At 50.2% G+C, this 12,215-nt stretch carries 11 protein-coding genes; 10 read left to right on the plus strand and 1 reads right to left on the minus strand.

Going from position 1 to position 12,215, the window contains the following annotated elements; translation table 11 throughout:
- The first annotated feature begins 4 nt into the window (after positions 1-4).
- The 7 genes from lpxK to ACJJIS_RS09360 all read left to right on the plus strand — a co-directional run bounded on the left by lpxK (position 5) and on the right by ACJJIS_RS09360 (position 8,407).
- The gene (gene lpxK / locus ACJJIS_RS09330; protein ID WP_444912975.1) at positions 5-1,039 is read left to right on the plus strand and encodes a tetraacyldisaccharide 4'-kinase; all 1,035 of its coding nucleotides are present in this window, start codon (positions 5-7) and stop codon (positions 1,037-1,039) included.
- Positions 1,029-1,796, plus strand: coding sequence for a 3-deoxy-manno-octulosonate cytidylyltransferase (gene kdsB, locus ACJJIS_RS09335; RefSeq protein ID WP_475710088.1), 768 nt, complete (start codon positions 1,029-1,031; stop codon positions 1,794-1,796). Before lpxK ends, kdsB begins: the two co-directional genes overlap by 11 nt.
- 11 nt (positions 1,797-1,807) lie before the next feature.
- On the plus strand, positions 1,808-2,824 hold the full coding sequence (gene murB, locus ACJJIS_RS09340) for a UDP-N-acetylmuramate dehydrogenase (RefSeq protein ID WP_475710089.1): 1,017 nt from the start codon (positions 1,808-1,810) through the stop codon (positions 2,822-2,824).
- 537 nt (positions 2,825-3,361) lie between these two features.
- On the plus strand, positions 3,362-4,015 hold the full coding sequence (locus ACJJIS_RS09345) for a response regulator (RefSeq protein WP_413665673.1): 654 nt from the start codon (positions 3,362-3,364) through the stop codon (positions 4,013-4,015).
- 44 nt (positions 4,016-4,059) lie between these two features.
- Complete coding sequence (gene uvrC / locus ACJJIS_RS09350) at positions 4,060-5,874, plus strand: excinuclease ABC subunit UvrC (protein ID WP_475710090.1); 1,815 nt, start codon at positions 4,060-4,062, stop codon at positions 5,872-5,874.
- 101 nt (positions 5,875-5,975) lie between these two features.
- Positions 5,976-6,539 (plus strand): CDP-diacylglycerol--glycerol-3-phosphate 3-phosphatidyltransferase, encoded by a 564-nt coding sequence (gene pgsA, locus ACJJIS_RS09355; RefSeq protein ID WP_413665675.1) that lies wholly within the window; start codon positions 5,976-5,978, stop codon positions 6,537-6,539.
- Positions 6,540-6,697: 158 nt separating this feature from the next.
- Positions 6,698-8,407: a sulfatase-like hydrolase/transferase gene (locus ACJJIS_RS09360; RefSeq protein WP_475710091.1), complete on the plus strand. Its 1,710-nt coding sequence runs from the start codon at positions 6,698-6,700 to the stop codon at positions 8,405-8,407.
- Between the two features lie 30 nt (positions 8,408-8,437).
- Here ACJJIS_RS09360 and ACJJIS_RS09365 read toward each other — a convergent pair whose 3' ends face one another.
- On the minus strand, positions 8,438-9,046 hold the full coding sequence (locus tag ACJJIS_RS09365) for an LEA/WHy family protein (protein WP_444905358.1): 609 nt from the start codon (positions 9,044-9,046) through the stop codon (positions 8,438-8,440).
- A gap of 79 nt (positions 9,047-9,125) precedes the next feature.
- On the opposite strand from ACJJIS_RS09365, the gene ACJJIS_RS09370 reads away from it, so the two are divergent.
- The 3 genes from ACJJIS_RS09370 (at position 9,126) to ACJJIS_RS09380 (ending at position 12,123) form a co-directional block, all read left to right on the plus strand.
- Positions 9,126-10,292, plus strand: a complete 1,167-nt coding sequence (locus tag ACJJIS_RS09370; protein ID WP_444905357.1) for a dipeptidase — start codon at positions 9,126-9,128, stop codon at positions 10,290-10,292.
- Positions 10,293-10,677: 385 nt separating this feature from the next.
- On the plus strand, positions 10,678-11,373 hold the full coding sequence (locus ACJJIS_RS09375) for a YopT-type cysteine protease domain-containing protein (protein WP_475710092.1): 696 nt from the start codon (positions 10,678-10,680) through the stop codon (positions 11,371-11,373).
- A 237-nt stretch (positions 11,374-11,610) separates the two neighbouring features.
- Entirely contained in the window at positions 11,611-12,123 is a 513-nt protein-coding gene (locus ACJJIS_RS09380) for a hypothetical protein (RefSeq protein ID WP_475710093.1), read from the plus strand.
- Positions 12,124-12,215: the final 92 nt, after the last annotated feature.

Raw genomic sequence — 12,215 nt, forward strand, 5'->3', positions numbered from 1 at the left:
CTGGATGTCACTGGAAGACTGGTTTAACAAGCGCTGGTACCCCGAAAAGGGTGAAGGTCGCTCGCTCTCCCTGCTTACCCCGTTGGAATTACTTTATGGGGGGGTGAGCAAGCGGCGCCGGGTAATGAGTTCTCGCACTCCACCGGAGCCCTTATCAGTTCCTGTCATCGTCATTGGTAACATCACCGTTGGCGGTGCGGGTAAAACGCCATTGGTGGCGGAGCTGGCTCGCTGGCTAAAGGAGCGGGGTCGCAATCCGGGGATTATCAGCCGTGGCTATGGTGGTCGCGCAGAAAAATATCCCTATCAGGTGACTGCCCAATCCCACCCCCTGGAGTCCGGGGATGAGCCGCTGATGCTGCACTTGATCACTGGTGTGCCGGTGATGGTTTCTCCCAATCGCACCGAGGCGGCGCAGGCCCTGATCGACTATCACCAGTGCGATGTTATTTTGTCTGACGATGGGCTGCAGCACTATAGTTTGTGGCGGAGCTACGAAATTTGTGTGGTTGATGGTCATCGCGGTTTGGGCAATGGTCATATGCTGCCCAGAGGGCCTTTGAGGGAACCGGTGACACGCCTGCAAAGCGTCGACATGCTGGTAAGTAATGGAGAGCCAGAAGCCAAGGTCAGGGATCAGTGCGGAGGGCTTTTAGAGTTTGAAATGACGCTCGAGCCTTCCTGCTGGCACCAGTTTAACCTCGACCAAACCTCCACATTGCGCCTGCCGTCAGGGCCTGAAGTCGGGCCTTGCCACGGGGTGGCAGCGATCGGTAACCCCAAGCGGTTTTTCCGTTCACTGCAAGCGCTGGGGTTCGAGGTGACAGAGCAACCTTTTGACGATCATCATCAATTCAGCCCCCAGGAACTGCACTTCGATGGGGAAACCCCCGTGATCATGACCATGAAAGATGCGGTGAAATGTCGCGATTTCTGGGAGAGTCACTGGTGGGCGCTCGAGGTGCGGGCCAAGTTGCCAGATCTTTTTTACCAAAAGGTGCACAAGCACCTGCAACAGTTTAGTGAAAATGAAAAATAACTCTTCTTTTGATGTGATTATTCCCGCGCGTTATGGTTCCAGCCGCCTGCCAGGCAAGCCCCTGGCTGATATCGGTGGCAAGCCGATGGTGGAGCATGTTTATTTGCGTGCCCGTGAGAGCGATGCTGAGAGGGTGGTTATCGCCACCGATGATATGCGTGTAGCAGAGGTGGCCCACGGCTTCGGCGCGGAGGTGTGTATGACATCTGCCGAGCATGCTTCGGGAACTGACCGACTACAGGAGGTGGCTCAGAACCTGGGCCTTGCAGAGGACCGCATTTTGGTTAATGTGCAGGGCGATGAACCCTTGATACCCGCTGAGGTAATAAATCAAGTGGCTGAAAACCTGGCAGCTACAAAGCGAGCCGGAGTTGCAACCCTGGCGGAACCCATCACCTCAGTGGAGGATTTTCGCAACCCGAATGTCGTCAAGGTAGTGACAACAGAGTCCGGGTTGGCCAGGTATTTTTCCCGAGCGCCAATCCCATGGCCCAGAGATGCCTTCGCGTTGGATAGCAGTGAACTACCAGAGGGCTTGGAACCCCGTCGCCATATTGGTATCTATGCTTACCGTGTTGCGCTATTGCGCCAGTTTGTCTCCTGGCCTATGGCCCCGCTAGAAAAGTTCGAGGCTCTGGAGCAGCTGCGTTTTCTTTACCACGACCAAGAGATTCACGTAGCAGATGCCTGCGCAGAAGTGCCCGGTGGCGTAGATACTGAGCAGGATCTTCAGCGTATGCGAGAAACCCTGGCCTGATGTAGAACCTAATGATTGAAGCCAATATCGATTTACAGCCCCACAATACTCTCGCAATTTCAGCAAACACCGCTTACTTTGCGCGTGTGGAAACCCTGGATGAATTGCGTGAGGCTTTGAGTTTTGCGCGGCAGAAGCGTTTGCCGATTCTGCCGTTGGGTGGGGGCAGTAATATCGTATTAACGGGAGACTTTCCCGGGCTTGCCATTCAGGTGGGGCTGCGAGGGCTAACAATTGCTCCCAATGGTTGTGGCGGTACGATCGAGGCGGCGGCCGGCGAGGGGTGGCACCAGCTGGTTATGTCTACTGTCGAGCAGGGTATTGGAGGCTTGGAAAACCTCGCGCTGATTCCAGGTAAAGTGGGTGCAGCCCCAATCCAAAATATAGGCGCCTATGGTGTAGAGTTGCGCGACTGTTTTTACAGTTTGCAGGCCATGGAAATTTCTACCGGTGCACTACATAACTTTTCCGTGTCGGACTGTGAGTTTGATTACCGGGACAGTGTGTTTAAAGGGCAGTTGCGCGATCAATTTATTATTACCCAGGTTAATCTTCGCCTTGCGCAAGATTGGCAGCCCAAGGTAGCTTACCCGGCACTGCAGCAATTTATTGACCAGCAAGGATGGGATTGTGGCTCCTTAACACCCGCGCAAATTGCCGCTGCGGTTATCGATATTCGCAACAGTAAATTGCCGCTCCCCGATCAAATTCCCAACGCGGGGAGCTTCTTCAAAAACCCTGTGGTGAATGCGGACATTTACCAAAACCTAAAATCGGAACATCCCGATTTAGTAGCTTATGCCAGCGGTGAAGGTTGGAAGCTGGCGGCGGGCTGGCTAATTGATCGCGCTGGTTGGCGGGGCAGGCGGCAAGAAGCGGTTGGTGTTCACCACCAGCAGGCATTGGTTTTGGTTAATCCCGGCCGGGGCCGAGGTGATGAAGTGACAAGATTGGCTCGCGCTATCGCTTCTGATGTGCAGGCTAAGTTTGGTGTTACCCTGGAGCCTGAGCCGCGCTATTACCCTTAACCCTTGCATGAGGGTGCGGACAATCCCTTCTTTTATTCTTCACTGAATTACAGTTAGGAAGTACCCAATAGAAAGTGCAAGTTATTGGGTGAGGTTGGCAGTTTTCAGCCTGAATTTCAGTAGAGAATTGTTCTAGTTGTTGACGATTATTTTGTTATAACGAATTCAACCTCTCACATTTTCTCATATTCCGATTTCTTTCATAAATATTTTCTGCGATAAAATGAATCTTCTATCGCAAATTTTGCGGAAGTGCTCATCTTGATCGCAGAAAAATTAATTGGTACGTTTTTACGCTATAATTAAATGTTATAAAGGCAGCAAGATCCTGTGGTCAAATGTCTGTTCAGCAGCATTTGAAACGGTGCTTCTGCTTTGCAGTAGCGTTTTTGTCTGGTATGTTGCGGTTGGGTTCCGGGGGGACCTACACGGGGTAGTTTCACCGTGAGCTAAAAAGAAGAACGCAGTTTCTAGAGCTCGTGCGTTGAGGATGTATACGCGGCGTAGCCACTGCACTTATCCGTAGTTGGGGATAGCTTGATCAAAGTCTTAGTGGTGGATGATCACGATCTTGTGCGAATGGGTATTTCGCGCATGCTGGGTGATGTTGAGGATATAGAAGTCGCCGGAGAGGCAAATTGTGGCGAGGAGGCCCTGGAATTCGTTCGCCGGTCTAATGTTGATGTCATTCTGATGGATGTAAAAATGCCAGGAATGGGTGGCCTTGAAGCAACTAGAAAACTGCTGCAGCGTTGCCCGGAGGCAAAGGTTGTTGCCGTTAGTGCACTCGATGATGATTTATTCCCGGGCCGCTTGATGCAAGCTGGGGCAATGGGTTACGTGACTAAGGGCGCGGACCTTGAAGAAATGGTTCGAGCGATACGGACGGTTATTTCAGGTGGTGTTTTTATCAGTAATTCCATGGCAACCAAAATGGCGATGCGCAGTGTCAGTGGCCAGGATGATCAGCAATCTCCGTTTGAAAAATTATCTAAAAGGGAATTGCAGACTGCAGACATGATCGTCAATGGCGCCAAGGTTGCGGATATTGCAAAGTCTCTCTCGGTAAGCCCCAAAACGGTGAATAGCTACCGCTACAGGATTTTTGAGAAGTTGGATATTAATAGTGATGTAGAGTTGACGATCCTCGCTGTTAAACACCAAATCCTTGACCCAGATGCTGCACTTTAATTGAAAAGTGGCTGATTTCTTAAAATATTGAGGCCGGTTGCCAGATGTTCGACAGCAAGCGTTTCCTCGCGACAGTAACTCGCAAATCCGGCGTCTACCAGATGTTCGACGCCGAAAATAAAATCCTCTACGTAGGGAAAGCCAAGAACCTTCGCAATCGGTTGTCGAGCTACTTTCGGAGCTCCGGACTAACGACAAAAACCATGGCGCTGGTGCAGCGTATTGGAAACATCGAAGTCACCGTTACGCGCAGTGAAACCGAAGCCCTGGTGCTTGAACAAAGCCTGATCAAGTCCCAGCGGCCCCCATACAATGTGATGCTGAAGGATGATAAAGGGTATCCTTATATCTTTCTTTCCAGCAATGACACTTTTCCCCGTATTGCATTCCACCGTGGTGCCAAGCGCAAGAAAGGCCGATACTTCGGACCTTTTCCAAATGCATCGTCGGTTCGCGACAGCCTGAACTTTTTGCAAAAAACTTTTCGAATCCGCTCTTGTGAAGACAGTGTTTTTCGCAACCGTTCAAGGCCCTGCCTTCAATATCAGATAGAGCGCTGCACCGCTCCCTGTGTCGATTTTATTTCTCCCGAAGACTATCGCCAGGATGTTCGTCACGCAGAGATGTTTCTCACGGGTAAAAGTGACAGCATTATCCAGGAGTTGGCCGATCAAATGGATGAGGCATCCCGGTCGCTGGAATTTGAAAAAGCCGCGAGACTGCGGGACCAAATTTCCGCGCTGCGTCGTCTACAAGCGGATCAGGTAGCTGAGGGGGCAAGTGGCGATGTGGATGTGTTGGGGATAGCCAGTGAGGGCGGTAGCTGTTGCGTACACGTTCTGTTTGTCAGGCAGGGGCGAATTCTGGGGAGTCGCAGTTATTTTCCCAGTGAGCGCCTGGGACTCACACCGCCAGAGCTACTTTCCGCATTTGTCCCGCAATTTTACCTGGGCAGTCCCCGAGAGATCCCCCGTGAGATTTTAGTGTCAGAGGCCTTACAGGATCTCGAACCACTTCAACAGGCTCTTAGCGAGCAGTGTGGTCGCGATGTTGGTATCACCCATAAGTTGCGTGGCAAGCGGGCCACTTGGGTTGAGATGGCGCAACAGGCAGCACAACAGAATTTGACTAGTCGAACTGCAGCCCAGCAAAAACTCTACAACCGTTTCGAGAAGCTACAGGAAGTATTAGAACTGGAGCAGCTCCCGGAGAGGCTTGAGTGCTTTGACATCAGCCATTCTTCCGGTGAGGCCACGGTTGCGTCCTGTGTTGTATTTGATACCGGAGGCCCGGTGAAGTCGGATTATCGCCGATTCAATATTGAGGGTATCCAGGCGGGCGATGATTATGCGGCAATGGGGCAGGCGCTAAAGCGGCGCTATACGCGCCTTTCCGGTGGCGAGGGCAAATTCCCCAATATCCTGTTGATTGACGGGGGGAAGGGCCAGGTTACACAAGCGGTCGAAGCTCTGAATGAGCTGGGCATTGTCGGAGTGCAAATTATTGGTGTTGCCAAAGGAACTACACGAAAAGCGGGCTTTGAAACATTACATGTGGTTTCCAGTAACAAAGAGCTTGTACTCTCCGCCGACTCATCAGCGCTGCACTTAATTCAACAAGTGCGAGACGAAGCGCACCGCTTTGCTATCGCTGGCCACCGGGCAAAACGGGATAAAAAACGCAGGGAGTCTCCATTGGAAGGTATCGCTGGAGTAGGGCCCACTCGCCGCAGGGCGCTGCTGCGACATTTCGGAGGTTTGCAGGAGCTAAAGCGCGCAACAGTAACGGAGATTGCCAGCGTGGATGGTATCAGCCGGAAATTGGCTCAGGATATATACTCGGCACTACACCACGAGTAGAACAGGATTGAGCTGGCGATTAAATGGCCAGTTTTTTCCAAAGCGTTTCATTTTGCGCGATGGCTTGATAACGTACGCCCTCCGCAAGAATAGAGAAAAGTATGACAATCGCCAATCAACTGACACTGCTACGTGTTGCTTTGATCCCATTTTTTGTTTTGGTTTTCTATTTGCCGTACAAGTGGAGTTACATTGCTTCTGCTGCAATTTTTGCAGTTGCCGCAATTACCGATTGGCTTGATGGCTATCTCGCCAGAAAATTAAATCAGAGTACTGCCCTCGGTGCCTTTCTGGACCCGGTTGCCGATAAGCTAATGGTGGCTACGGCATTGGTCTTGCTGGTGGGACTGCATGACAATCCGCTGTTTGCGATTGCTGCGGCGGTGATCATCTGTCGAGAGATCGCGGTCTCTGGGTTGCGGGAGTGGATGGCTGAGCTGGGGCAGCGCAGCAGTGTTGCCGTTTCCTATGTAGGCAAAGTCAAAACCACCGCACAGATGGCAGCAATTCTTGTTCTGCTTGCCTTCGATGTTAGAGAGTTTCCGGTGATGGAAACTATTGGATACCTGCTGCTCTATATCGCTGCCGGCCTCACCTTGTGGACGATGGTGATGTACTTGCGCGCCGCATGGCCGGCCCTTATGGCCGACAGCCGGGATAAGTAGATAGAGGGGAGTTACTTCTCTCACGAAATTGGCGCCTCGACTCTGGCATTTGCTGGAAAACGAGGCGCTCTTTACCCCGCTTAAACTCGCTCTTCCTCTTCCAAGCCCCTGCGCTCCTCTAAATTGTTAGATACTTTTCTGCGATCTATAGGAAGCTCATGTCCGTCAAAAGCCACCTGATTATGATCTGGCTGCTTTGCATCACTCTCAATGTCGAGGGGCAAGTTGTACACGATGCCGAGTTTTATATTCTCAAGATGCAAAACGGCGAACGTTGGGATCAAGAGGATGCGGAGCTTGAGCAACGCTTACAGCAGTTGCGGCAGAAATATGGACAGCCACCGAATATCGTATTCCTGCTGTGGGATGACACTGCATTTGGAGCTGTTGGCTTTCCTGCGTTACAAAAGAACTTTGGCTACTCAACGCCAAATCTAAATCAGATGGCTTCAGAGGGTATCAACTTTACCCGCATGTACTCTGAGCCCTCATGCACACCAACCCGCGCTGCTGCGCTCACCGGACGGCTACCGGTGCGCTATGGCATGGGTGAAGTGGGTATGCCCCATGAGTTTTCTGGTCTACGCGCAGAAGAAGTCACTATTGCCGAGGTACTTTCGCAAGCGGGTTATACGACAGGCTTTTTCGGCAAGGGGCACCTTGGAGATATCGAGGAGAGTTATTTACACAATCAGGGGTTCGATGAGGCGTTGTTCACTCCGATGAACCAGATTACCTCCCTGTTTAACCCCCAGGCAAATGTAGCAAATGCGGTGCTGGGCATGTTCCCCGAAATCTATCCACCTGACCCCTATCAGTTGGACAGCCCTGGTCTGATTCCCGCTGGCTGGGTAATGAATATTGAAGGGAAAAAGGGACAACCCGGGAGGGAATGGTGCGGAACATCCAACGAGTGCTTCGCCAAGTTTGATCCAGAAGCAGAACAGAGAACGCTGGCCTTTATTCGTCGCAGTGCAGAGCAGAAGAAACCGTTTTTCGTTGCCTACTGGCCCAATCTCCTTAATTTCATGGCGATGTATAACCCCAAGCGCTCGGTAGCCGGGCTGATGGTTGCCGATGCCTTCCCGGCGATGGATAACTTTGTCGGGGTGCTGATGCAAGAATTGAAAAGCTTAGGGCTCGCTGAAAATACCTTGTTCGTTGCAATGGCGGATAACGGTCCTATGGTCCACAGTCCGCCGGCGGGGTGGGGAATGCTGCCCATGTTGTATCGGGGTGGCAAAGGGGATTTTACTGAGGGCGGCGTTCGCGTACCTGCTTTTGCCTGGTGGCCAGGAACTATCGAAGCGGGACAAACGGCAGGAGATATTATTCATATCACTGACCTGTATACGACTTTCGCTCGCTTGGGTGGAGCAACTGATGCTATTCCCACGGATCGCGTCGTTGATGGCCTCGACCAGACCGCTCTGTTCCTAAACGGCGATACTCATGGCCGCCGGGATTATGTATTTATTTATACGGGTAAGGAATTGGGGGCAACAGTAAAGGGGCGATATAAGAGGCATTGGCTGGGAGCGGGGGAGGTGGCAGGGTCGGGGATGCCGGAGGCTTATTACGATTTATATATGGACCCCCGGGAGGAGTCCCCGCAGTTGGTGCCGTTAATTTACACCCAGGGCCAGTTCAATCATATGGTGGCTCGCCACCGTTTATTCAAACGTAAATATCCAGACGTAGCCAGCGGCAAAGGCATACCCTATACCGGGCTGGCCAATGCGCGCCCTGAGACACAGGCTATTGGTGAGCGCGTGCGCGCAGTCATCAGTGAGATGCCATTCACTGTTGAAGACTATCTCGAGTATCAGATCCCCGGTGCCGACAAGGTCGGCGACTGGGGAGATTAAAACGCTATATCCAAAGTGAGTAGGCTTGGACTAGTGGTAGAGGCCCGGATTCTGATTCAGTCGAACTTCGCCACTTCGCTGCACTGTAATGGAAGGCACAATGGACCTGCTCAGGCCAATTTTTGCCTGAAGTTCATAGGGTACCGATTGCTGCCCTCTATTCGCTAATTCAGCGGCGGCGAATAGAGACCCCATCCAGCTCGCAGTTGCGTCCACCGAGATGTCATCCTGGCCATAGGGGGCAATGGGCAATAAGTTGTTTGAGGTTCCTGTCATCACTTTGTGGCCGGCAAGACTGAGCTTGTAGTAGATCCCGGAGAGGGGTAGCTCTTGGTTGTTAGGGTTGAAAATGCGCAAATGGATTCTGAAGCGCAGATCGCTGCCGACGGCAGGAGGAAGCGGCTCCAGCCCAATAATCTCAACCTCGGGCTGCTGAAAATTGGGCGATAAAGCGGCGCAACCACCCATGAATAGAGCGAATAATACGAGTAAGTTCAGTTGTAAAAGTTTGATCACTGCTTGTCCTTCATTTTTCTCTCTTCTGATAAATACGAGGTTGGTGTCCCAGCGCTTATTCCACGACCACCACAGTTTTATTTCTCTTGCTTGCTTATTGAGCAGCCCCTCGAATTGCTTCATTCTGCGATCCTGATGGATCGAAGAAGGTTGTTGCCTCTGTGCAAACTTTCCCATGGATTTCTACTAATGGAGACAATAGATGAGCAAGTGGTTCATTCTTCTGACAACAATGGTGGTGATATTGTTCGCCAGCTGGAAATGGCTTTTGCTTCCGGCTATTGAAAAGTCGATGAACAAAGTAGAGCCTGGCAAAATTGCAGCGCTGTCACCTGAGGCTAAAGCACTACACCAAAGTCTATTGGTAGGTGATCTCCACGCAGATAGTTTCCTGTGGGCCAGGGATTTGAGGAAGCGAGCCGACTATGGTCATCTGGACCTTCCCCGGGCGCGAGAAGGTAACCTGGGTATCCAGGTCTTCACATCAGTTACCAAGTCTCCCCGGGGGCAGAACTATCAAAAGAATTCCAGCAAAGCTGGCGATAATATAACCTTATTGGCCATTGCTCAGGCGTGGCCAGTAAAGGCGTGGGGCAGCTTGTATGAACGGGCGCTCTATCATGCAGAGCGTGTTAATGCGCTACAGCAATCTGCGCCTGACCAAATACGTATCGTCAAAAGTGCGGCAGATTTACAACAGGTGCTTGCAGCAAGGAAGCAGGGCGAAGAGGTTTTGGCTGCACTCCTTGGCACTGAAGGTGCCCATCCTTTGGAAGGGAAGATCGAAAACATCGGCCACCTATACGATGCTGGTTTCCGGGTGATGGGGTTGCAACACTTTTTTGACAATGAGCTGGGTGGCTCCCTGCATGGAGAAAGCGGGCAGGGTTTGAGCGCATTTGGCCGGGAAGCAGTGCAGGAGATGGAAAGGCGCTCTATTGTGATTGACGTCGCCCACTCCTCCGAGCAGGTCGTCCGCGAAGTTTTGGATATTGCCGAGCGCCCAGTGATTGTTTCCCATACCGGGCTTCAAGGGGCGTGTAACTCACGCCGGAATATCAGTGACGAGCTAATGAAGGAGATAGCGGGTAAAGGAGGCTTGGTTGGAATTGGTTTCTGGCCTGGTGCTGTCTGCGATACAAGCCCCAAGAGCATTGTTAAATCCATTCGTTATGCCATTGATACACTGGGCGTGGATCATGTCGCATTGGGGTCAGATTATGACGGCAGTGTAAAGGTTGCATTTGACGTAAGTGAACTGGGCGTGCTTACCGCAGAAATGCTTCGGCAAGGGTTTACTGAAGAAGAGATCCGAAAAGTAATGGGTGAGAACCTGAGAGATTTCTTCCTTACTCAACTTCCCAGTTAATATCATATAGGAAGGTTGAATTTAGATTCTGCAGCCTTCTCAACAGATATATTAGCGCTGGTATTTGATAGCTCACTGTTCTGATGGGTTTGTTATTACCAGCGCAATACTTGCACACGCATATGATTAAACTAAATTTACTTTCTGCACTTATCCAAACGCAGTTTAAAATGGAAATTTGTATCATATTTTGACCTTAACATCCTGAAAAGCTAATTGAAATTAAGTGTAATCAAATTCCGGTTTACTTTTTAAAATGTCTTAAAGCTAAAAGAGCCACAAGAAAATTGATAGAGATAAAACTGTAGGTGAGAAAAATAGAACATGGGCCGCGATACCGCGGATAGGCAAAAGTCCACTATCTCTAAAGAATAGGGAGACCTCCATGTTCAATCCGAAACTAACAGAAACAGAATTTCTATTGGATCAAGCAAATTACATCCAACCCGGTGTCCACAATGACGTAAGGCGCGGAGTTTGTTACGCATTATCCTACATGTGGGTGAGACTCGGCTTGCAACCCGGCGGCCATATAAATATGCACCTCCAGGCAGGACTGCAACAGCGTTACCATAATACGGGAATTGGAAACGCCCTCAACAGAGCAGCTCCAGGTATGTTTTTAAGGGCTGTTGGCGGGTCGACCACCACCTTTGGGCAGCCTATCTATACAATGCAAAGGGCAATTTCCGCACAGCAGCAGATCCAGGGAAATGTGATGGGTATATCGTCAGGGTTAAGGACGATTTGTCGGACAGATGGGTATACCGAGCACTGTATCGCCCGTGGGCATCAGTTGAACCCGTTTGAGCCTTTTTCCACATTTTTGCGATGGATACGGCAGGGGATGGCCCGCCTTAATCAAGGCTTTGCATTGATAGGATTCCTGGGCCCCAACAGCGGCCATGCAATTGCAATTCAAGTACAGAATGGTAATACCTGGAGACTTTTTGACCCCAATTTTGGTTCCTTTGTATTTAACGGATACAACCGCTTTAAGGCCGAATTACATCAGCTGGCTTTGATATACCTGGCGATGGGCACTGCTGGTGGAAGCTGGATGATTTCAACTTTTAGATAAGTAAGCCGGGTTGTTGATTTCCTGAGGTATCACAGGGTCGTTTAGGCGACCCTGTGATATTTATATCGTACCATTTGCGAGGGGGTGTCAGAGTTACGGATGTATGATGTAATCACAAATGAGTGGCTCCGTGCGCAAAGAAGTTGATTCCTTTATTTTTAATAATTAAGCTCATAGAAGGTAACTGTATTGTCATAGATATACGGTGTGGTTTTACATTTGTTTAGGGTAAATTTGGTGAAGCGGATATTCATTGCTGTATTGTTTTGTATTACTTCCTATGCGTCTCAAGCGGAAGAGCTGAAAATTGCAGAGTATATTAAAGTTAACCCACCTTCAGAGATGGATCTAACTTTTCAGGTTGTGCCTGATTATAGTCCTGATGAAGAAATTCTTCTGAGCTGGAATGGCGATGAGCTGGACTACCTGGTTGTTACTGATCGTGAGCGAGGAGGGCAGAAGCATGAACTATATTGGCGAATGATATTAAAGGAGTTCCAGAAGTCTTCGGGCCAAAAAAAAGTAAAAACTTCAAATGAAGGGGAGTTGACAACAAAGTCAGGGTTAAAGGTGAGCTACAAGACTGTAGAATGGTTTAGTGAAGGGGATAAATCCGTTCAAATGTTGAGCCTTGTTGTTGGAAGGAAAGATGCTTATTGGCTTATTGTTAATTCCACGAATGAAGATATGGCCAGGATAACAGAGAGCTTTAAAAGAATTTTGGAAACAATTGAGCTTACGCGTGGCTAATCAGGCTTGATGAAGGCGCTATATGGCTTGCCTCAAACACCTTCGGAATTAAACGCGAACTATCCGAGGTGGATGATTTTACCACCTCAGAT

The organism is Microbulbifer maximicatervae (SeqCode), from assembly GCF_056231245.1.

Bases quoted from the DNA above. Each gene is read 5' to 3' on its own strand.
- lpxK (WP_444912975.1), top strand. From the start codon at position 5: ATGTCACTGGAAGACTGGTTTAACAAGCGCTGGTACCCCGAAAAGGGT.
- kdsB (WP_475710088.1), top strand. From the start codon at position 1,029: ATGAAAAATAACTCTTCTTTTGATGTGATTATTCCCGCGCGTTATGGT.
- murB (WP_475710089.1), top strand. From the start codon at position 1,808: ATGATTGAAGCCAATATCGATTTACAGCCCCACAATACTCTCGCAATT.
- uvrC (WP_475710090.1), top strand. From the start codon at position 4,060: ATGTTCGACAGCAAGCGTTTCCTCGCGACAGTAACTCGCAAATCCGGC.
- pgsA (WP_413665675.1), top strand. From the start codon at position 5,976: ATGACAATCGCCAATCAACTGACACTGCTACGTGTTGCTTTGATCCCA.
- ACJJIS_RS09360 (WP_475710091.1), top strand. From the start codon at position 6,698: ATGTCCGTCAAAAGCCACCTGATTATGATCTGGCTGCTTTGCATCACT.
- ACJJIS_RS09365 (WP_444905358.1), bottom strand. From the start codon at position 9,046: ATGAAGCAATTCGAGGGGCTGCTCAATAAGCAAGCAAGAGAAATAAAA.
- ACJJIS_RS09370 (WP_444905357.1), top strand. From the start codon at position 9,126: ATGAGCAAGTGGTTCATTCTTCTGACAACAATGGTGGTGATATTGTTC.
- ACJJIS_RS09375 (WP_475710092.1), top strand. From the start codon at position 10,678: ATGTTCAATCCGAAACTAACAGAAACAGAATTTCTATTGGATCAAGCA.